Here is a 22,017-nt window from a genome sequence, read left to right on the forward strand (position 1 = left end):
CGAGGAGGCCACTATGGCTGATTGGATCCCTGCACAAGTTATTGCGAACCGTCACTGGAACCAAGATTTATTCAGTTTATCGCTACGCGCGAACATTGAACCGTTTAAAGCGGGGCAATTTACTAAACTTGGCATAATGATTGGTGATAACTTGATCCAACGCGCCTACTCGTTTGTTAATCCGCCCCAACAAGCTGATATCGAGATTTATGCCACTCGCGTCGCTGATGGTTTGCTATCACCACGGCTACATGCCTTACAAGCTGGTGACACCGTCCAAATATCAGCTCGAGCTAGCGGTTTTTTCACCCTTGAAGAGATTGCCAATAGTCAACATTTATGGCTATTTGCAACGGGTACTGCCATTGGGCCGTATCTGTCTATTTTAGGCCAGAAAGAAGTCTGGCATAAATATCGCAAAATTATTCTCATTCATGCGGTGCGCTATGCAGCAGATCTGAGTTACCAAGCTGAAATCAGTGCCCTCAAGCAACAATATGGTGATCAATTAATTGTGCAGCCATTTGTTAGTCGTGAACCAGCGCCATTATGTTTAACGGGCCGTATTCCACAAGCAATTGCTGATGGCCTCTTAGAGCGCCATGTCGGCTTATATCTCAGCGCTGAACACAGCCAAGTTATGCTATGCGGTAATCCGCAAATGGTGCGTGACACTAAAGCGGTTCTAGAAGCAAAAGGATTAACCAAAAACCTCCGTCGAACACCGGGGCAAATTACCATGGAGCATTATTGGTAATTTAACTGCCCTATAATAAAGCGTGTAACTGAGCCTGACTCATCAGGCTCATTCTCAGCAGCGATACTTACGCTACCTTTCACCATCGACTATCGTTATAGATTAAGGATCTGAGTAAGGGAGAACGAGCGAATGCAATCACTGCCTAATTTTGACCAACTGGTGCACCTCGCAGCGACAGATCCACAACAGTTCACATTATTACGCCAGCGGCTAATTGAACAAACCATCAATCAAGCCAGCCCCGCGATGCAACCGCGATTACGAGCTCAACAAAGTCATATAGATCGAGTCATTAGCCACGCAAAAAACCCCCTCCATACCAACATTCTGTTACAACAAGAGTTACTACGTCAATTACAGCGTTTCAGCCAAGTACTCCAATCACAATCACCGCAACAACAGGCAAAAATACTGCCATTAAAATGATAAAATCATGAGTCACCCAAGGCGGGTGATCCAGCCAAAACGTTACAAAAAAGCGACAAAAAAACGAATATATTGCAATATTCTTCTATTTGTAGTTCACTTTTTGTCTCGAAAAGGGTACAACCGAGCACATTAATGATTTTGGACAGTAAAAATTCAGTTACGGCTGGTATATTTTTACGCAGTTAAGTTAATTACATCATTTAAATTTGGAGAAAAGCTATGCGCCATCCTGTGGTTATGGGTAACTGGAAGCTAAACGGTAGCAAGGAAATGGTCTCTGGCCTGATTAAAGGTCTTGATGCTGCACTTAACGGTGTTGAAGGTGTTGATGTTGCAATCGCACCACCTGTAATGTTCTTAGATCTAGCACAGCAGCTATTAAGCAAAGCTGATAGCAAAATCATTCTTGGTGCTCAAAACGTTGATCTACACAACAGCGGTGCATTCACTGGTGATATCTCACCAGAAATGCTAAAAGAATTCGGCGCAAGCCACATCATCATCGGTCACTCAGAGCGTCGTGAATACCACCACGAGTCTGATGCGTTCGTTGCTGAGAAATTCGCATTCCTAAAAGAAAACGGCCTAACTCCTGTACTATGTATTGGTGAGTCAGAAGCACAAAACGAAGCTGGTGAAACAGTAGCAGTTTGTGCTCGTCAACTTGACGCAGTTATCAACACTCAAGGTGTTGAAGCGCTAAACGGTGCAATCATCGCTTACGAACCAATCTGGGCTATCGGTACTGGTAAAGCAGCAACAGCTGATGATGCACAACGCATCCACGCAGCAATCCGCGCACACATTGCCGCTAAGAGCGAAGATGTTGCGAAGAACGTTGTTATCCAGTACGGCGGTTCTGTTAAGCCTGAAAATGCTGCGGCATACTTTGCACAACCAGACATCGATGGTGCGCTAGTTGGTGGTGCAGCACTTGACGCTGAAAGCTTTGCAGCAATCGCAAAAGCAGCGGCTGAAGCAAAAAAATAATCTCTCTTCATGATTGATTAGATCAAGGCTACCTACGGGTGGCCTTTTTATTAACGCTAATCACAGCTTCAATAAAAAGTCATAAAAAAAGGCCGATATCAATATCGACCTTAGTGATTTCAGTAGCTTAATAACGTAATTTTAGAACAGCTTTTCAGCCAATTCGTATAAATCGTTACGTACTGGACGACGCATATTTTCAATCGCATCAATAATATCGTGATGAACCAGTTTTTCACACTGAATACCAACACAACGACCGCCTTCACCTTGCTGTAACAGCTCAACGGCATAAGCACCCATACGTGATGCTAATACACGGTCAAACGCTGTTGGCTGACCGCCACGTTGGATATGACCTAATACGGTAGCACGTGTTTCACGACCCGTTTCAGCTTCAATGAATTTAGCCAGCGCGTTAACATCTGTCATTAACTCAGTGATCGCGATAATAGCGTGCTTCTTACCTTTAGCGATACCTTCATTGATGTGAGTGATCAACTTATCTTTATCAAGACCCGTTTCAGGTGTAATGATGTACTCACAACCGCCAGCAATCGCTGACATTAGGGTTAGATCACCACAATGGCGACCCATAACTTCAACAATCGAAATACGCTGGTGAGAAGATGACGTATCACGCAAACGGTCAATAGCATCAATAACGGTATTCATTGCCGTCATGTAACCGATTGTGTAATCAGTACCCGCAACATCGTTATCAATTGTTCCTGGAATACCAATACAAGGGTAACCCATTTCAGTTAACTTCTTCGCGCCCATGTATGAGCCATCGCCACCGATAACAACTAATGCATCAATACCGTGCAACTTTAGGTTCTCAATCGCTTTTTCACGAACTTCTACTTCACGGAATTCAGGAAAACGTGCTGAACCTAAAAATGTACCGCCTTTGTTAATCACATCGGAGACACTTTGACGATCAAGCTGTTTAATACAGTTGTTATATAGACCTTGGTAGCCATCATAAATACCGTAAACTTCTAGACCTTCTGTCAACGCTGCACGAACTACGCCGCGAACCGCTGCATTCATACCAGGTGCGTCACCACCACTGGTCAAAACACCAATCTTCTTAATCATGGTTACCCTCTGACTTTGGGAATTGAAAAATCAAATCCAGCACGATATACCGAGGTTCCCCCACTCGGTATCACAGTTGATAACTATCATCCTGTGTTCGTGAAAACTGAAACTTTTCTACTTATGTAGAAGTATTACAATTTTAATGAAATAGTTTGTTGATTCATATCACGCTAGCTCGTCACTTCCCCGTCGGCCAATACTCATAATCCGTCATCATGATTATTTTTATAATTTTTTGAATAAACCTATAATAACTAATAATAGGTGACGGCATTAATGATTGAGGAAATGAAGGCGATAATTAATATCACGCAGTATAGCTGTTTTATAATAAAAATTAATAACAAAACCTATCATAAAAATACAATTACTGCCTTGTTCTCATACTATTTCAGAGCAAAGATCTAAAAAAAACCATCAAATAATAAACTTAATATCAAAAACAAAAAAAGCCATAGTAGAGACTATGGCTAATGAACACTGCATAACACTTAACACACCCTAATTAGTGATGTTGTTTAGCTTCCAAACGCATAAAATGTTTTTCTGACTGCTGTTGCTTAAGCTCAACATACTTTTGCTTTTGCTCTGGGGTTAGAATATTCAGCATTTTATGGCGCTGCTCTAACATCGCAACTCGACGTTCAACTTGCTGCTGCGACATTTTCTCGGCCACAGCACGTACCGCTGACTCATCAAAATTACTCGCTAAAACTAGCTTTTCAAGTTGTTGCTGCTCAGCTCGCATCACTTTATGATTTTCAGCGCGCAGTGCTTTGTACTCACTACGATTGGCTTGACGCAGCGTTTTCATTTCTTGTTTTTGGGTGGCCGTAAGATCTAACTGACTAAAAAGCTTACCGCCATGATGACCTTTCTTCATCCCGTCATGATGATCTTGACCCGCAAAGGCTGACATAGAACCCAACGCTAATGGTAATGCCATCGCGATAACAATTGTTTTATTAAATATTTTCATTGTGGTTTCTCCAGCATTATTATTTGATAAATCGCCGTATTGTATGGCTTGATGATTATCATAGCGTGTGGAAGGTAAAACGCTGTCTAGCAAACGTAAACTAGCGTAAAGCTAAGACAACTTAACTTGGCGTACAGACAAAGATTAGCGATACTAAAGCCACTTAATTGGATGATCGCATTACATTTTAGGACTTCACGATGGCAAAAATTCTCTTAGTCGATGACGATATAGAACTGACCGCACTCCTCAAAGATATTCTCGAGTTAGAAGGCTTTGAGGTTGAAGAAGCTAACAATGGTATTGAAGGCTTAGAAAAAATCGATAACAGTATTGATTTGATCTTGCTTGATGTAATGATGCCAAAAATGAATGGTACTGAAATGTTACGCCGCTTGCGAGAGAAACATACCACGCCAGTAATGATGCTAACCGCCAAAGGTGATGAAATTGATCGGGTGCTTGGACTCGAACTTGGCGCCGATGACTATTTACCTAAACCTTTTAGCGATCGTGAGTTGCTCGCTCGTATGCGCGCGGTACTACGGCGCACCCAAGCAAACACTGATACCAAAGCCAGTAATAGCGAGTGCCTTGTTTATCAAGATCTAACGATTTACCCCGGTCGACAAGAAGTTCTATGTAATCAGCAACCGATTGAAATGACAGGTACCGAGTTAGCCCTGCTGAGCTATTTTGTGCAACACCCTGGTAAAATTATTGCCAAGGAAGAACTCAGTCTTGAAGTGCTTGGAAAGCGTCTCGCCCAATTTGATCGCGCGATTGATATGCATGTCTCAAACTTACGCAAAAAATTACCGGTGCGCAGTGACGGCAAACCACTGATAAAAACTCTGCGCGGCAAAGGCTATTTATTGGTTGAGGCAATGTAATGAGAGTGCCCGGCTTTACACACCTTTACGGGCGTATCTTTGCTATTTTCTGGACCACACTCTTAGTGGTTGTGGTCACACTCGTACTGATGTTTCAATACGATCCCCGCTCAGTACAACCAATCCCCGATCATCAATTACAACGGCTACAATCACAAGCATTACAGGTTAATCAACGCTTAGACAACCATCACTCACTCAGCTATGCCAAACTCATCACACGCGTGAAAGCACTGACAAAACGCCGAGATAGCCATAATAGTCAGCTCTACTTCACTACTGTCGAGGGCGATATTATTGCGCCTCAAAAACACACTAAAGCACTGCGGAATTTTATCACTATCGCAGATAACCCAGACAAGCCTCAACAACGGCTTTATGGCCGTTGGCTAATTGCTGGTCCGTTTGTGATCACGACCGAGCAACAACCGCTATTTATGTATAGTGGTCAAGTTTGGCGTGGCGCACCGCCATTTTTCGTCCAAATAATGGATAAGCCATTTAAACTATTACTGGTTACGATGCTAGTCAGCACCCCGTTCCTATTATGGCTAGCATGGGCAGTAACGCGTCCTGCACGACGGCTACAGCAAGCAGCTGAGCGAGTTGCCCGCGGTGAATTTGCGGCGGATCCAACCTTAGAGCAAGGGCCGGAAGAATTTAAGCAAGCAGGGGCAAGCTTTAATCAAATGGTCGATGCACTTAATAACATTATTAGTGGCCAGCAGCGGTTATTATCAGATATTTCACATGAATTACGCTCACCATTAACTAGGCTTCGTATGGCAACAGCTCTGGCACAACGCAAGCAAGGCCAAAGTAGCGAACTATCACGAATAGATACCGAAGCTGAACGGCTAGAGAAGATGATCGGTGAATTATTAGAATTGTCACGGATGCAAGTTAATAGCCATCAACAGCAACAAATAGTTGATAGCCATAGCCTCTGGTATGAAATGTTAGAAGATGCCCGCTTTGAAGCTGAACAGCACCATAAGACCTTAACCTATAATCATCTCCAAGATTGGCAACTCAAAGGCAATCCTAACTTATTGATCAGTGCACTAGAGAATGTGATCCGTAATGCCATTAAATATGGTGATGACGTCATTGAGGTTACATTTACCCACCAGCCACAACAATTATTAATCACTATCGATGACAATGGTGAAGGAGTACCAAATGATGAACTTGATGACATTTTCAGGCCATTTTATCGCGTTTCAACCGCTCGAGATCGTAGTAGTGGTGGAACGGGATTAGGGCTGGCGATAACAGAAAGTGCACTCCGCCAGCATAGTGGTAGCATCAAAGCGACCTCAAGCCCACTCGGTGGATTACGGATCAGCATGACATTACCTCTCACTCGTTAAGCACTAAGGTTTAGCTTACAGACAAAGATGATTGCTTGTTGACGTTACGCTTGTCACAATATGGCTTCTTTGGCACCAAATAAAGCAGAATAACTATGTTTGATATTGCGTTATACGAACCCGAAATCGCCCCCAACACTGGCAATATTATTCGCCTTAGTGCTAATTGTGGTGCTAATTTACATTTGATTGAGCCACTAGGGTTTGATTTAGAAGAAAAGAAATTGCGCCGTGCTGGCTTAGATTATCACGACCTGACCCATGTTTATCGCCATAAAAACTTCGAGGCTTTTATGGAAGCAATGGCGGGACGTCGAATTTTTGCGTGTACCACTAAAACCACTAACTATCATGTTAATGCAACGTTTGCTGAAGGTGATGTGTTGTTGTTTGGCCCAGAAACTCGCGGTTTACCGGCTGAGTTTATTGCCAGCTTACCGTTAGAGCAACGATTACGGATTCCAATGCAACCCGATAGCCGCAGTTTAAACCTCTCAAATGCGGTAGCAATTATTGCTTTTGAAGCCTGGCGTCAATTAGATTTTGGTGGCGCTATTTAGTTAGTATTACCCATCTATATCTATCAAAAAGGCGATCTTGTGATCGCCTTTTTAGATCGCGCTACTAATAGTTTGCTCTTTAATCTATACGATTAAACACTTCGTTAGTACCATTAAATTGTTGATCCATTTCTGTCGCAGGTTTGGCAGTCTTCGGTCGGCCAACCACAATTGCAGGAACACCAGCAACCGTTGTATGGGGTGGCACCGCTTCTAATACCACCGAGCAAGCGCCAATTTTAGCTCCAGCACCAACTTCAATATTACCAAGCACCTTGGCACCCGCACCTATCATCACCCCTTGGCGAATTTTAGGGTGGCGATCACCACTTTCTTTACCGGTACCGCCTAAGGTAACATCTTGTAGAATAGAAACTTCATCTTCAATAACTGCCGTTTCACCAATAACAATCCCAGTGGCATGGTCAAACATAATCCCACAACCTATCTTAGCTGCAGGGTGAACATCCACCTGACATGCCACTGATATTTGATTTTGTAAATAAACGGCTAGCGCTCTACGATTTTGCTTCCATAACCAATTAGCAACTCGATAACCTTGCAGTGCATGACAGCCTTTAAGGTAAAGTAATGGAATAGAATAAGCATCAATCGCGGGATCACGCTCAACAACCGCGCGAATATCACAGGCTGCAGCCTCAACAATATTACTATCACTAACGAAAGCTTCTTCTATTACTTCACGTACCGCCATCGCAGGCATTGATGGTGTTGCCAGTTTATTGGCTAAGATATAACTCAATGCTGATGCTAAGTTTTCATGCTTAATTATGGTGGCATGATAAAAACTCGCAAGCATGGGTTCTTGTTCGGCTTGCAGTCGTGCTTCCTGCTCGATCGCTTGCCATAATTGATATTGCTGACATTCCTTCACGAGTCCCTCTGCCTCACTCATTATTTTAATAATTAGTTAATTGGTGACACTTGTAGAATAACTATCACAACCAGAAAACTGAACTTTATTGTATTTTAGTACAGTTATAAAAAATAACGCGAGCCTAAGCTCGCGTTATCTAATAGATACCAGTTATCACCCTCAACAAGCAACTTTATTCGTACTTTTTCTCACGTGCGAGTAAATCTTTCGCTGCTTCTCGAGCATCTTTACCAAGATACAGTACTTGATAAATTTGTTCAGTAATTGGCATTTCAACTTGATGTCGTTGGGCCAATAACCACACTTCTTTAGTATTGCGATAACCTTCAACAATTTGACCAATATCCTGCTGAGCTTGCTCAACACTACAACCATGACCAAGTGCTAACCCAAAACGGCGGTTACGCGATTGATTATCGGTACATGTCAGTACCAAATCGCCAAGACCCGCCATTCCCATAAAGGTTTCTGGTTGTGCACCAAGCGCAGCACCTAGACGACACATCTCAGCCAGACCACGGGTGATCAAAGCTGTGCGAGCATTAGCACCAAAGCCAATACCGTCCGACATACCAGCGCCAATCGCGATCACATTTTTAACCGCACCACCAAGCTGCATCCCAATAAAATCACTGTTGCTATAAACACGGAATGTCTTATCGCAATGGATTTTTTGTTGCAGATCAGCGACAAACTCACTATCAGGTGAAGAAACCGCAATTGCTGTTGGCATACCCGCCGCGAGCTCTTTAGCAAACGTCGGCCCAGACAACACCGCTAACGGTATATGTTCACCCAAAACTTCAACTGCAACATCTTTAAGTAAACGCCCAGTGTCAGGTTCAAGTCCTTTGGTTGCCCAGCAGATACGAGAGTCTGGACGTAAAAAAGGTTTCATTTGCGCAAGTACTCCACCAAAAACATGGCTTGGTACTACCACCAACACATCACGACTACCTTCGACAGCAGCTTGTAAGTCTGAAGTTAAAATCAGCGAATCAGGAAAACTCACCCCAGGAAGAAACGCTTCATTGGCACGATCGATTTCCAATTGCGCCATATGTTGAGGCTCATGGCCCCACAAAATGACATTGGCACCATTTCTGGATAATGCAATTGCTAATGCTGTACCGTAAGATCCAGCGCCTAACACTGCCATCGAAATCGTATTATTAACGTTCATCATATTGGTCACTTTTACAAATTAAGCTTCTGAATTAGCAGTATTTGCTTCAGCTTGGTTTTCTAGGTAGTTCATGAATAAAGCATCAAAGTTTACTGGTGCTAAGTTCAATTGTGGGAACGTACCTTTAACCACTAGGCTAGAAATTGTTTCACGCGCGTATGGGAACAAAATGTTCGGGCAGAATGCGCCTAGGCAATGTGCTAGTTGTGGTGCTTCCATACCTGCAACTGTGAAAATACCAGCTTGCTGTACTTCACATAAGAACGCATTTTCTTCTTCGTTCTTCACTGTTACGGTTAGACGAAGTACTACTTCATATACGCCTTCAGCTAATTCACGGCTTTGAGTATCAAGATCCAATTTCACATCTGGATTCCATTCTTTTTGGAATACGTCAGGTGAGTTTGGCGCTTCAAAAGACACATCTTTTAGGAATACGCGTTGAATTTGGAAGTTTTGTTGTGCTTCGGTATTTGCTGCTTCAGCCATTTTTGGAGTCCTTTATAAATACTCGCTACCACGAGCTATTAATTACACTAGCAACTGTGTATTCCACAGGCTGCATTAATTTAGATCGTTATTTCACACCCAATAAGGCTGCAAAACCACCTTGAATAAGATTATTTTTTCTTACTTGCAACAAGCGGTAAGTTTGCTTCATTCCAAGCAATAAGACCGTCTTTTAAAACATTGACGTTAGTAAAACCATCTTTGCTAAGCTGGTTTGCTGTCTCTTGTGCCGTCTGACCTGTCTTACATACAACAATAATTGGGGCAGCTTTGTGTTTTTCAAGCTCTGGGGTGTTTTGACGTTGAATTTGGCTTGGTAAAATGTGAACTGAGCCGACAATATGACCTTTACGGAAGTCATCGCGATTACGAATATCAAGAAAAATACCCTCTTCAGAATTCACTAAAGTGGTCGCTTCATTAATACTAATCGTTTTGTATTTAGCATTTTTCTCTTTTACCATCATGCTAATCAGTGCAATTACGATACCAATCCAAGCTAATGATAAAACAGGGTTACTAGTTAAAAATTCAATATATTGATGCATTTACTTTACTCTATTGTCATGATTCACTATTGCAAGCCATGATATTACGGTCTAAAAAAATGAGTGTGAGTATACCTAGGTTGCTGATCTTGTAACAGCATCCTTGAGTATAAAAGCTTATTGACTGATGACCTATCAATGAAATAGAAAAAAACTGTGATCTAGGGCTTACACTTTGATCAATAAATGCCTATATTCGACTGACAGTATAAACTCACTAGCGATGATTTAGTTGTATCTAACCCTACTGCTTTAATGTGCTTTTGTAGTAAAATCATGATAATTATTATATCAATTACCTTAAAGGGTGCTTAATACAGTGCGCCTATTAAGGTAATTCATGTATTTTTATTAATTCGAAGAGGGACAGGATATGTCTGCCAAGAAACCACTTGCACTTGTTATTCTAGATGGCTGGGGCTACCGCGAAGATAACGCTAATAACGCGATTGCAAACGCTAACACACCCGTAATGGATGAGTTAATGGCGAACAATCCTAATACGCTTATTGCCGCATCAGGTCTAGAAGTCGGCCTACCTGAAGGTCAAATGGGTAACTCTGAAGTTGGCCATACTAATATCGGTGCAGGCCGTGTGGTATATCAAGATCTTACTCGTATTACGAAAGCAATTGGTGATGGTGAGTTTTTTGAAAACGAAGCATTAGTTAATGCAATTGATAAAGCAGTAAATACTGGTAAAGCGGTTCATATTCTAGGTCTAGTTTCTCCTGGTGGCGTACACAGCCACGAAGACCATATTGCAGCTGCTATTGAAATGGCAGCAAAGCGTGGCGCAGAGAAAATTTACCTGCATGCTTTCCTTGATGGCCGTGATACACCACCACGTAGCGCACAACACTCACTTGAGCGTTTTGATGCCCTATTTGCAAAACTAGGTAAAGGTCGTACAGCCTCTCTAGTTGGTCGTTACTACGCAATGGATCGTGATAATAACTGGGATCGCGTTGAAGTAGCTTACAACCTACTTACTGCTGCTAAGGGTGAATTTACGTTCGCTAATGCAACAGAAGGTCTAGCGGCAGCTTACGAGCGTAGCGAAAACGATGAGTTCGTTAAAGCAACAGAACTACGTGCTGAAGGCCAAGAAGCTGCTATTATGGCTGATGGCGATAGCGTTATCTTCATGAACTATCGTGCTGACCGTGCGCGTGAAATTACCCGTACGTTTGAGCCTAACTTCACTAGCTTTGCGCGCGCGCAATTCCCACAATTAGCTGACTTTGTGATGTTAACTCAATACGCAGCAGATATTGAACTAACCACTGCTTTTGCACCGGCTAGCCTAGAAAACACATTAGGTGAGTGGCTATCGAAGAAAGGCAAAAAACAGCTACGTATTTCTGAAACTGAAAAATACGCTCACGTTACTTTCTTCTTTAACGGTGGTAAAGAAGACGAGTTTGATGGTGAGTCACGTTCACTGGTTGCATCACCAAAAGTAGCGACTTACGATCTTCAACCAGAAATGAGCTCACCAGAGCTAACTGAAAAATTAGTTGCTGCAATTAAGAGTGGCGAATTTGACGTTATTATCTGTAACTACCCTAACGGTGACATGGTTGGTCACACTGGCGTTTATGATGCTGCCGTTAAAGCTTGTGAAGCACTCGATAGCTGTATTGGTCAAGTTGTTGCTGCAATCAAAGAAATGGATGGCCAGTTATTAATTACTGCCGATCATGGTAACGCTGAAATGATGGTTAACCCTGAAACGGGTGGCATTCATACTGCACACACTAACTTACCAGTACCATTAATTTACGTAGGTAATAAAAACCTCGATCTTAAGTCTGGCGGTAAGCTTTCTGATCTAGCGCCAACAATGCTATCGCTAACAGATATCGAAATCCCTGCAGAGATGTCTGGTCAGGTGCTATACAATCTGAAATAATTATCCCATGCGGGATATTATCAATAGACACCTCAACCTAAAAATCCGCGCCAGTGCTTTATGCACTGGCGCTTTTCTATGCGTGGTATTTGCAGCCCCATGTGCAGCATCCAGTCAAAAACAGCTTGATGGCGTAAAACAGGAAATATCACGCCAAAAAAATCAGCTCGATAGTAAGCAGCAAACCTATGCGGCCTTACAAAAACAACTTAAACAACACGAACTGGATATCGCTCAAACTGCTAATAAAATCCACCAAACTAATGACTTGTTAACAACAATAACACAGTCAATTACTCAGCTCGAACAACAACAACAGCAGCTACAACAACAGCAACAACAGCAACTTGGCGTCCTAAAAACCCTGATAAACGCACAATATCGCCAAGGTAATAACAGTGATATCGCTAACCTTCTCAGTGGCGAAAACTCGGCCAAATTAGATCGAATGACAACCTATGCTGAGTATGTCAGTAAAGCGCGTGCCAGTGCTATTGATGCACTCGATGCGACCAAAACCGAATTACAGCTTAAAATCCATACTCTTGCTGAACAAAAAACAGAGCAACAACAGGCGCTCACTGAGCTTAATCAGCAGAAACAGCAGCTTGATGACCAACAACAATCGCGCCAATTGACGCTCAATAAAATAAAATCGCAAATCCAAACCAGCACTGAAGCATTAGCCGACTTACGTGCAGATGAACAAAACATGTTAGCTGCAATAGCAAAAGCGAAAGCAGAAGCTGAAGCACGCGCAAAAGCAGAAGCCGCTGCACGAGCGAGAGCAGAAGCAGAAGCGCAAGCTCGAATAGCCGCAGCTAAAGAAGCAAAAGCTAAAGCCATTGCAGAAGCGCAAGCCAGACAGCTCAATGCACGCTACGCTAAAATGCAAGTACCGATGGATGGACTCGCGAGTCACAAAGGCAAGCTAATATGGCCACTGCGAGGACCAATTATTCATAATTATGGTGCGCCATTACAACGTGAGTTGCATTGGAAAGGAATGGTGATCAGTCAACCTATTGGGAGCCAAGTAAAAGCCATTTACTCAGGTAAAGTGGTCTTTGCTGATTGGCTGCGAGGTTATGGCCTGATGATCGCGATTGATCATGGCAAAGGTGATATGAGCTTCTATGGTTACAACCAGACGCTACTTAAGAAAATTGGCGACACCGTGCAAGCAGGTGAACCAATAGCCTTAGTTGGTGACAGTGGTGGCCAAGAGCAACCTGGATTGTACTTCCAGATCCGCCGTAAAGGCACTCCAGTTGATCCGCGTCCATGGCTACAACGTTAATATAGCCACTACAACGAAAAAGGTTGGTCATAAGACCAACCTTTTGCAGTTATAACTCACCTGTCATCATTTTTTGTTCTTGCTCTAAATACTTTTGTTCTTGTTCTAAATAATGGTGCTGCAATATCGCTACCCGCTGTTGACCTAGCTCGGTTGCTAATGGGCGCACTATATTCAACATTTGTTGCACACCGTGGTAAATCACTGTTTGAGTTATTTTAGCGCCCGCTACTTGAGTTGTTTGATAACTGATCCATGATGAAGCCACCAATTTCAACGTATCAGCCAATACTTTAAGATCAACATCCGCTAATGCAATCAGACCTGCATCACGAAAATTAATCATAATTTGACTAATATTAACCTGAAGTTGCGTTTGCACCGCCAGATATTTAGCTTGTAAAGCAGCATCTCGGCGTAAGATATCAGGCAAATTGGCATAGAAAAAACGGTAACGCCACATCAATAGAAACACCGCATCGAGATAACGCAGCAAACTATCTTCTATTGCTTCAATTTCAGCGACATCAACGGGCTCAAAACTGATGGTTAAATCAATAGCGTATTGATCAAAAATACAATGAATAATTTGTTCTTTATTGCGAAAATGATAATACAAATTACCAGGGCTGATCCCTAAATCGGCAGCAATATGGTTAGTGGTTACATTGGGTTCACCATGGTCATTAAACAACGCCAATGCTGCATGAATAATTCGATCGCGGGTTTTCATTTTATTATCATCCTTCGCCCTTGCACTATATATAATGTTATCATAATTTAGTATTTATCATCTTAGTAGGAACAATAAAATCCATGCCTTATCTAACCCAATGAATGGCATTAATCGTTATCAAATAAATGACTACTGAGATTAATATGTAAAGCAAATGATTAAGTTAATTGTCATTTAGCTACTATTTAATACTGGTCGAATATCACTAAACGGCCATAATAACGACTAAGTCATACGTACCCAAATACACTGTGGCATGGTATTCGCCAACACTATAACTTCGTGAGATAGACGTAATTTATATGACTAAAAACCATTACGACAAGCAAGCCTATAACCCTCAGTTTGAGTGGTCTTTTGTGCATCCTCGCTATTGGGGAACATGGCTCGCAGTGATGATTGCTTCACTATTGAGTTTACTGCCCCATAACGTACGCCGTTCACTGGCGACCGTTTTTGCCAAACAAGCCATTAAACTAAAAAGTGGTGCTAATCATCGTGCTCGAGTTAACCTTAAAATGTGCTTCCCTGAAAAATCAGAAGCAGAGCGAGAACAAATTTTATTGCAAAATTTGATCACCGCAGGCAGCTTTCTATCTGGTTTCGCAGCACTATCGGTACGCAATAAAACTTGGCTTGAGCAACATACCATTATTCGCGGCATGGAAAATCTCACCAGCCTAACAGAGCAACAACAAAGTGTTATTCTATTAGTTCCGCATACGTGGGCGATTGATATTCCTGCGGTACTGCTTGCCTCACGTGGGTTACCTGTATCAGCGATGGCAAAAAAGCAAAAAAACCCAGTATCAGATTGGTTGATGCATCGCCAACGGGTGCAATACGGCGGCCGTGTCTATGAACGTAGTGGCGGCATCAAACCTTTTATTAAATCGGTGCGTGAAGGCTACTTAGGCTATTACCTACCCGATGAAGATTTAGGGCCAGAGCACAGTGTGTTTGTGGATTTTTTTGGTACCACTAAAGCCACAATGGCTGGCTTAGGTCGACTATCAAAATTAAGCCGTGCCAAAATTGTACCGCTGTTTGCGATGTATAATAGCGAAACAGGAATGTATGAATTGGATTTTTATCCAGCGCTACCCTTCCCAGCAGAAACAGAAGAGCAAGATGCACGAATGATGAACCAATGTATTGAGCAATATGTTAATCAGCGTCCAGAACAATATATGTGGATTCTACGCTTATTAAAAACCCGTCAGAACAGTGATGAGAATCCCTATGCTAAAAGATAAATTAGCACTATTTTTAATTATTTTTCCTTTTACATGGATGGTAAGCGGTCAGTTTGTTTTTGAAAACGGTGATAAAATACTTGTCATTGTCACGCTTATCGCTCTTGTAACGATACTGTTAAAATATGGTTTTGCTCCATTTAAAAATAATCTTAAAAATAATTATTATATATACCTACTAATTGCTTTTTCATTTATATCTATTATTTATAATTATTTCTATAATTCAGACATTATTAATATTCGCTCTGCATTATGTGTCATCCTTTATTTCCTCTTTATTCCACTAAATGTAATTTCTACTCGAGTAATAGCATACAGTACTTTTATTGGTAGTATCGGCGCTGCCAGTTTTGCATTTTGGCAAAAAAACATTCTACATTTAGACCGAGCAGCATGGCAATTAAACGCCATCCCATATGCCACATGCTGTTTAATACTAATGATCTCAGCTATAATGTTTAGCATTATATATAAAGACAAAAAAGAAACACTGATAATCTCTATATTATCTGGCGTTATATCTTTTTATGCTATTATTTTAACTGATAGTCGTGGTGTTTTAATTGCGGCATTCGCTATTTTTTTATGTCTACTTTTATATGTTTTAACCACAAAGATATCTTTGAAAATAAAAATAACGACGATTACTATTTTAGTCGTTATAACAACACTTGGTATATATACCACCAAAGACCGCCTTATCCATGAAACACGACAAGGATTATCCCAATACGAACAAGGTAATTATCTCTCAAATACAGCCTCCAGGTTAGCAATGTGGAAAGCCGCTCTATTACTTATCCCTCAAAAACCAATAACCGGATTTGGTGATGAGTTTGAGCCCGCGATAGAAAAACTGTACCAAGAAAAGAAAATTAGCTCACAACTTTATAACTTAAAACTTCCACACTTTCATAATCAATTTATCGATATAACTGTAAAGCATGGAGTAATAGGTCTAGTGTTATTACTATTATTTTTATTATTCCCTTATTATATTTTACAAAAAACACAATGCTCAAAAGAGACTAAATTTGCTATATTGCTATTAACAATTGGTATAGTTGTAAGTGGTTTAACCGATGTACCGCTTGAATTTAAACAAGTATTTACTTTATTTACCGTCTTTACCTATATATTCTTAAAAAATAAATCGCCAACATCAGTGTAACAAGTAAAGGTCCCGTCTATATGGGACCTTTATCTTAATTATTAATCTCATCAATTATATTGATATACTGCTTTGCAATATTCGTTGCATCAAATTTAATATATGTATTATCAAAATCAAATACTATATTATCAGATAATAAGCGGTCAATTTTATCAGCTACAGCTATAGGCTTAGTCTTTTTAACTAAAAAATCACTTAACTCTCCAGACATAATTTCTGCAGGGCCTGAATAACAATCAACGCTAACAATTGGTGTATGACAAATTAACGCTTCAACTAAAACATTACCAAAACCTTCATGATTAGATGTTAGAACTAAAGCTTTCGCATTACGCATTATTGCATAAGGATTTAAGCAAAATGGAAAAAACAACACTTTATGGTTAATCCCAAGATCTATAGCTTGTTGTTTTAAATCAGCTTCTAAACTACCCTCACCAATTATTACTAAAGGTATATTAGTCGTCATGTTACTAATACTTTCCAATAACAACGGGATATTTTTTTGTTCTTCTAATCGACCAACAAATAAAATATATTCTTGAGGTAATTGATATATCGGTTCCTCAAATGATAATTGTTTTATTTTTTCAATATCAAATGGGTTATAAATAGTAGTAACGGATAAAGCACAACCATCAGTCTTTGCTTTTACAAAATCTCGAATACCATTCGATACACAAACAACATGTTTGTTTTTAATTTTTGTGGATAGTTTTCTTTTAAATTTTATTTTATTAAACCAATTTTTATTATTATAGGTATACTCGTCTGAATTATGAATACAATGAATCAACTTAGGATTATCTATATATGAGATAATATCATTAGTTTCACCATGAACAGAGAAAATAGCATCAAACGGATCACTGTTATGCTCTAATTTATTAAGACAAGATAAAAATTGCTCAACATACTGCTTTGATTTTTTAAAACTGACTCTTTTTTCAATATCAAGGCTATGATGTAAAATTCCTGAAGCCAACTCTAACTCTTGAGCACGATTTAATGTTATTAGCTCACACTGATGCCCCATCTTAACTAACGTTTCTGCTAATCGAAGAGTAACAACTTGCACGCCTTCGATTTTCAAATCTCGCAAAAAAAAACCGATTCTCATACTAATGCCTTTAAAATAGTTGCACGCACTGATACTAATTGCTGCCAATCAAATTCATGTATATGAACACTATCATTATCACAGAAAGGTTTACGATTAAGTAACCGCTGTGAATGCTTTCCGAGAGGCTTCCATTCTTCGTAATTTTGCATATTGTGGCGGTAAATACCAATAACGGGCTTATTGAGTGCCGATGCCATATGTACTACCGCAGTATCAGGAGTAAAGGTAAAATCAGCAACATCTATGATCGCCAATGACATCTCAAAACAGGCAGGAGACTGAGGTAAAATAATCATCTCATCCTTTACTGCCGCCACTAAAGCCTCAATAAACTTATCCTCTCCTGGCGTGGGTATAATGACTAACAAATCATCAGGAAACTGTTGGCGCCATTTACAGATTAACGTCTTCGCGCGCTCAAACGAAAAACGACGATATTTACTCGAACCAAACAAATTAACACCAACCACATGTTTAAATTTTTGTTGTGATTGACTTATCAATTGCTGTAAAGCGACTCGTTGCTGACTAAATTCTGGAATAGGTAACAGACATTGGTCATCAATCGGTTGAGATATAAGTTGTTGTGCAGCGGCAATATATCTATTTTTAAAATGGACATGTTGCGATGCAACTTCGACATCAAATAAATTATATTGCTGCTTATTAAAACCTAGATAATGGCGAGCTTTAAATTGAGACGATAAATACAAATCTTTATGGTTATAATGTGTACCAAGATCGATAAACAAATCAAACTTACCAATATTATCAGTAATTATTTGCTTTCTATTAGCCTTACTATACAGAATATAGTTATCAGCAGGAGCGGCTTTATCCAACCATAATTTGGTCGTTGCACCCGTTAAGACTGTAATCTGAATATCAGGTCGATATTGGCGCAGCAGTTTGATAAAACCACCACACATGATGGCATCACCTAACTTGTTATCCCAGCGTAAGAGCAGAACTGATTTGATCTTCGATGGCTCAAAATCTATCTGCTGTACACGTTTATCGTATATTTTTCGATAGATATTAAGTTTTAATGCTTTCACCTTATTACGGATTAAGCGCCATCTCGCCTTCATTTTTCTTACACAATCCATATAAAGTTCAACCATCGTAAATATATAATATGAATAATTACACTTAAAAACATCAGCTTAAAATATAATACCTAACGGGAAATTACATTAACAAATGCACATCGTGTAGCAGAATATACTCTTATAACTGCTTTTTTTATTTTTATTACTGGATTTTTTATTTTTTGCTTGCGACAACCTATTGTTGAGTTTTCATCACCTCCTAAATAAACCACACTTGGTTGTACACCGTAAATCGCTTGTTTATGCAAATACGTATAACGCATAAAAACATCCACTGGTAGCATAATCTTATCACTGGCATTAATAAAAGCTTTAGCACACTTTGGTGTAATAATATAACCAGTAGCACATTGTGGTACTTTTAAGAATTTTACTAAAGTTACCTCACATTTATTTTCTACTGTGTAAAATAATTTCGTTCGCCATGGTTCCAATCGAATAAAGTGACGTTTAACGGTCCAGTCTTTTATTATTGAAATAACATATTGAAAATTAGCATCTAAAATAAAATCATCTTCAAGTACTATAATCGGTTGATTGTACTCAATTGCTTTCTCCCATGCCAGCATATGACTTGCGTAGCAACCTAACTCGCCAGCAAGAGCTTTACGACCTCGATGCAAGATAAATTTTTCTTCATCATAACGTTGTAATAAAGAGTGCTCACCTAAACGACCATCTACAGCATCTATAATTTCATAATCCAACCCTTGCTCATTCAATAATTGAACTGCACGTTGCCTTCTGTATTTTTTTGTCTTAAGACTAATTAAAAAAACTTTCATGATATCCTTAAAAAAAATTTATTTATAAATACGATTATTTGGATGAGACTCTTTTTCTTTACGCTATAAAAATTCAGACCAATATTTCATAATGTTTTCGTGTATTGTAACCTATAAAAATGTCTACAAGTGCTTATCAACTTCTTCTTGCTAAATATTGAGATCTACAATGAAAATAATGGTATTCAGTTCATACATGGATGCATGGAACAGCGTTAGACCTGAAGCTGAAATGATCATTGCAATGGCAAAACAAGGCCATCAAGTGACTGTTGTGACCCAAGGTAATGCCGACTATGTGGCTCGTTTTCGCGAACAAGGCATAAAAGTCATTGATGGGTACCCAACCAAAAAAATATGCTGCAATACTATTAAACTTCTTCGCCATGAACTCAAACAAAGCCCATACGATATCGTTTATGCGACCAACTCACGAACCATTCCAAATGCTGCCTTTGCTTGTATCGGTTTCCCTGCAACAAAACTCGTCACTTACCGAGGTACCGTTGGTGGTTTATATCGCCATGATCCCAGCGCATATTTAACCCACCTTCATCCTCGAGTGAATGGTGTTTCATGTGTAGCAGATAAAGTACGTGAGGATGTTGCTAAGCAGGTGTGGACAAATAAAGACAATGTGGTTGCGATTCACAAAGGCCACGATCTATCTTGGTACCAAACTCAAGCGGCCGATTTGAGTACTCTCAATATTACAGCTAATGACTTCGTTATTATTTGTGTTGCTAACGCGCGCCCAAGTAAAGGGGTACATGTATTATTAGAAGCGATGCAACATCTAGTAAATGAGCCGAATATTCATTTATTACTGGCAGGACGTGGAATTGATACTGTCGCTAATCAACAACTTGCCCAACAAGCGCCTTATCCAAATAATATTCACTTTCTAGGCTACCGGACTGATGTCCCGGAATTAATGGCTGCAGCTGACGTACAGATTCAACCCTCAGTAAGCGGTGAAGGTCTACCCAAAACGGTTATTGAAGCGATGGCAATGGCCGTGCCTTCGATTGTTACAACTACTGGTGGTAATGCTGAAATCGTAGAAGATGGCATTTCTGGATTTGTGGTTGAAACCAATAATGCCCGCGCAATTGCCGATAAAATAAACTATCTTTACCATCATAGAGTTGAAGCTAAAAGCATGGGGCTAAAAGCTCAACAGTATATTGCAACGACGCTTTCTGTTGAAAATACTGCACAGCAACATCTGGCGTTTTTTGAACGCTTATTAAAGCAATAATCTCATACTTATTAATAAATAATAATCCTGTCGTTTGTAACTGGCAGGATTATTTATTAAGTAGTGCTTTTTTCTGACGTTGCTGTAAACGACGTTTATTTTCCAGACGAGCAGGGAAAACATACAAACATCGCTGCAAAAATAGCTTACATTGAGCGACCATAGAATATTTAAGATCAAAATTAGGATCACAATACTTTTTGTAAAGTTGTTGCCACTCTTTAAACTGCCAATGCGCAACCTTGCCTTTCGTTCGAGAAACACGTGCTTTTACTGCAAATTTACGACACAAACCAACACCAACTTGTTGCGGATCAGCAATCACAAAGTTATTAGCAAAACAACGATCAGACAATATTTGCTTATCTATCTGATAATCCAGCAAACCATTTAAAGTAAATGCAGGATCAAATTTTTGCATCGCTCGAATAAATAGCATTTGGGTACAATCAATCGAATAGTCAGGAAAACCTATATTATAGGGCTCTTTTTTAGTCGCGATAAAATCGTCGACCAATGGCATATCCCAACAAGCAATAACATCTTCTGTGCGACCAAAATAAAAGAAATCACTCATATGAAATGCAACAGGTAAGCCTTTTGCATAACGACGGGTAAAAGTGTTAACAACAACAACTCTTTCCTTGAAAAACTGATCTTCATTACATCGGTTTGGAAAAGCTTGCTGCAAATGGATAAAGGCATCGGAGATCAAATAATTGTCGCTACGTAATTTCATTGCATAAGGCGTAGTTACATGATGTAACCCACTCAATGTCGAAACAATCTGCCGATTATTATTAAACGTTTGTGGTGTTCCATCTAAATTATAAGCACGAATATTAGTTCCAGGATCATCGCACAACACTAACTGATCATAATCTAAATCAGTAAGATCTTGATTATGCCAAGTTGATAAAATTATCTTAGCGCCTGGTAAAAATTGACGTATAGAATTCAAGCACTTTTGCGTGATCCCAGGTTCTTGCTCACGATCACTAAAAGTTTGAACTGGCCCTTGAACCACAACGGTTATATCTTTCGAGCTTATCTGATGTTTGTTATTCATTGCCAATCCACTGTTTGATACTCTTTAATGAGTCACTACGTATTAAATAT

Annotated in this window: 22 protein-coding genes; 11 read left to right on the forward strand and 11 right to left on the reverse strand. The window is 40.0% G+C overall.

The window, feature by feature from the left end; genetic code table 11:
* Positions 1-13: 13 nt before the first annotated feature.
* The 3 genes from C0W29_RS12810 to tpiA all read left to right on the forward strand — a co-directional run bounded on the left by C0W29_RS12810 (position 14) and on the right by tpiA (position 2,179).
* Positions 14-757, forward strand: a complete 744-nt coding sequence (locus C0W29_RS12810) for a ferredoxin--NADP reductase (protein WP_036789435.1) — start codon at positions 14-16, stop codon at positions 755-757.
* Between the two features lie 132 nt (positions 758-889).
* Positions 890-1,186: a DUF3135 domain-containing protein gene (locus C0W29_RS12815; RefSeq protein ID WP_045042359.1), complete on the forward strand. Its 297-nt coding sequence runs from the start codon at positions 890-892 to the stop codon at positions 1,184-1,186.
* 222 nt (positions 1,187-1,408) lie between these two features.
* Positions 1,409-2,179: a triose-phosphate isomerase gene (tpiA, locus tag C0W29_RS12820; RefSeq protein ID WP_036789417.1), complete on the forward strand. Its 771-nt coding sequence runs from the start codon at positions 1,409-1,411 to the stop codon at positions 2,177-2,179.
* Between the two features lie 141 nt (positions 2,180-2,320).
* Here tpiA and pfkA read toward each other — a convergent pair whose 3' ends face one another.
* Together pfkA and C0W29_RS12830 are read right to left on the reverse strand one after the other, a co-directional pair.
* Positions 2,321-3,283 (reverse strand): 6-phosphofructokinase, encoded by a 963-nt coding sequence (gene pfkA / locus C0W29_RS12825; protein WP_036789415.1) that lies wholly within the window; start codon positions 3,281-3,283, stop codon positions 2,321-2,323.
* A 508-nt stretch (positions 3,284-3,791) separates the two neighbouring features.
* Positions 3,792-4,265: a CpxP family protein gene (locus tag C0W29_RS12830; protein ID WP_045042360.1), complete on the reverse strand. Its 474-nt coding sequence runs from the start codon at positions 4,263-4,265 to the stop codon at positions 3,792-3,794.
* Positions 4,266-4,465: 200 nt separating this feature from the next.
* Between C0W29_RS12830 and C0W29_RS12835 the strand changes: the two genes are divergently transcribed.
* The 3 genes from C0W29_RS12835 (at position 4,466) to C0W29_RS12845 (ending at position 7,091) form a co-directional block, all read left to right on the forward strand.
* Entirely contained in the window at positions 4,466-5,158 is a 693-nt protein-coding gene (locus C0W29_RS12835; RefSeq protein ID WP_045045192.1) for a response regulator, read from the forward strand.
* A complete protein-coding gene (gene cpxA, locus C0W29_RS12840) occupies positions 5,158-6,531 on the forward strand; it encodes an envelope stress sensor histidine kinase CpxA (RefSeq protein ID WP_045042362.1) in 1,374 nt (457 codons plus the stop codon). Before C0W29_RS12835 ends, cpxA begins: the two co-directional genes overlap by 1 nt.
* Positions 6,532-6,626: 95 nt before the next feature.
* A complete protein-coding gene (locus tag C0W29_RS12845; RefSeq protein ID WP_036789404.1) occupies positions 6,627-7,091 on the forward strand; it encodes a tRNA (cytidine(34)-2'-O)-methyltransferase in 465 nt (154 codons plus the stop codon).
* 79 nt (positions 7,092-7,170) lie between these two features.
* Here C0W29_RS12845 and cysE read toward each other — a convergent pair whose 3' ends face one another.
* From cysE to C0W29_RS12865, 4 genes are all read right to left on the reverse strand, one after another.
* Complete coding sequence (gene cysE, locus C0W29_RS12850; RefSeq protein WP_373455694.1) at positions 7,171-8,007, reverse strand: serine O-acetyltransferase; 837 nt, start codon at positions 8,005-8,007, stop codon at positions 7,171-7,173.
* A gap of 154 nt (positions 8,008-8,161) precedes the next feature.
* Complete coding sequence (gene gpsA / locus C0W29_RS12855) at positions 8,162-9,175, reverse strand: NAD(P)H-dependent glycerol-3-phosphate dehydrogenase (RefSeq protein ID WP_036789400.1); 1,014 nt, start codon at positions 9,173-9,175, stop codon at positions 8,162-8,164.
* Positions 9,176-9,193: 18 nt separating this feature from the next.
* Entirely contained in the window at positions 9,194-9,664 is a 471-nt protein-coding gene (gene secB, locus C0W29_RS12860) for a protein-export chaperone SecB (protein ID WP_036789397.1), read from the reverse strand.
* 131 nt (positions 9,665-9,795) lie between these two features.
* A complete protein-coding gene (locus tag C0W29_RS12865) occupies positions 9,796-10,233 on the reverse strand; it encodes a rhodanese-like domain-containing protein (protein ID WP_036789395.1) in 438 nt (145 codons plus the stop codon).
* Between the two features lie 373 nt (positions 10,234-10,606).
* Here C0W29_RS12865 and gpmM point away from each other — a divergent pair, with 373 nt between their 5' ends.
* Both gpmM and envC read left to right on the forward strand, forming a co-directional pair.
* On the forward strand, positions 10,607-12,148 hold the full coding sequence (gene gpmM, locus C0W29_RS12870; protein WP_036789394.1) for a 2,3-bisphosphoglycerate-independent phosphoglycerate mutase: 1,542 nt from the start codon (positions 10,607-10,609) through the stop codon (positions 12,146-12,148).
* An 82-nt stretch (positions 12,149-12,230) separates the two neighbouring features.
* Positions 12,231-13,448, forward strand: a complete 1,218-nt coding sequence (gene envC, locus C0W29_RS12875) for a murein hydrolase activator EnvC (RefSeq protein ID WP_235869020.1) — start codon at positions 12,231-12,233, stop codon at positions 13,446-13,448.
* A gap of 49 nt (positions 13,449-13,497) precedes the next feature.
* Here envC and C0W29_RS12880 read toward each other — a convergent pair whose 3' ends face one another.
* Positions 13,498-14,181, reverse strand: a complete 684-nt coding sequence (locus tag C0W29_RS12880) for a TetR/AcrR family transcriptional regulator (RefSeq protein WP_045045193.1) — start codon at positions 14,179-14,181, stop codon at positions 13,498-13,500.
* A 305-nt stretch (positions 14,182-14,486) separates the two neighbouring features.
* On the opposite strand from C0W29_RS12880, the gene lpxM reads away from it, so the two are divergent.
* Positions 14,487-15,440: a lauroyl-Kdo(2)-lipid IV(A) myristoyltransferase gene (gene lpxM, locus C0W29_RS12885; protein ID WP_045042366.1), complete on the forward strand. Its 954-nt coding sequence runs from the start codon at positions 14,487-14,489 to the stop codon at positions 15,438-15,440.
* Positions 15,427-16,614, forward strand: coding sequence for an O-antigen ligase family protein (locus C0W29_RS12890; RefSeq protein WP_158260026.1), 1,188 nt, complete (start codon positions 15,427-15,429; stop codon positions 16,612-16,614). Before lpxM ends, C0W29_RS12890 begins: the two co-directional genes overlap by 14 nt.
* A gap of 34 nt (positions 16,615-16,648) precedes the next feature.
* Here the strand turns inward: C0W29_RS12890 and C0W29_RS12895 are convergent, their stop codons facing one another.
* From C0W29_RS12895 to C0W29_RS12905, 3 genes are all read right to left on the reverse strand, one after another.
* On the reverse strand, positions 16,649-17,737 hold the full coding sequence (locus C0W29_RS12895; protein ID WP_045045196.1) for a glycosyltransferase: 1,089 nt from the start codon (positions 17,735-17,737) through the stop codon (positions 16,649-16,651).
* Complete coding sequence (locus C0W29_RS12900; protein WP_045045197.1) at positions 17,734-18,831, reverse strand: glycosyltransferase family 9 protein; 1,098 nt, start codon at positions 18,829-18,831, stop codon at positions 17,734-17,736. The genes C0W29_RS12895 and C0W29_RS12900 overlap by 4 nt, the downstream gene beginning before the upstream one ends.
* An 89-nt stretch (positions 18,832-18,920) precedes the next feature.
* Positions 18,921-19,637 (reverse strand): glycosyltransferase family 25 protein, encoded by a 717-nt coding sequence (locus C0W29_RS12905; RefSeq protein WP_045045198.1) that lies wholly within the window; start codon positions 19,635-19,637, stop codon positions 18,921-18,923.
* A 169-nt stretch (positions 19,638-19,806) separates the two neighbouring features.
* Here C0W29_RS12905 and C0W29_RS12910 point away from each other — a divergent pair, with 169 nt between their 5' ends.
* Positions 19,807-20,898, forward strand: coding sequence for a glycosyltransferase family 4 protein (locus C0W29_RS12910; protein WP_045042370.1), 1,092 nt, complete (start codon positions 19,807-19,809; stop codon positions 20,896-20,898).
* Between the two features lie 49 nt (positions 20,899-20,947).
* On the opposite strand, the gene C0W29_RS12915 is transcribed toward C0W29_RS12910, so the two are convergent.
* Positions 20,948-21,967 carry a WavE lipopolysaccharide synthesis family protein gene (locus C0W29_RS12915; RefSeq protein WP_045042371.1) on the reverse strand — a complete coding sequence of 340 codons (1,020 nt, stop codon included), beginning with the start codon at positions 21,965-21,967 and terminating at the stop codon, positions 20,948-20,950.
* Positions 21,968-22,017 lie beyond the last annotated feature (50 nt).

It is taken from the genome of Photobacterium kishitanii (assembly GCF_003026355.1).
In the GTDB taxonomy this organism is placed as follows: domain Bacteria; phylum Pseudomonadota; class Gammaproteobacteria; order Enterobacterales; family Vibrionaceae; genus Photobacterium; species Photobacterium kishitanii.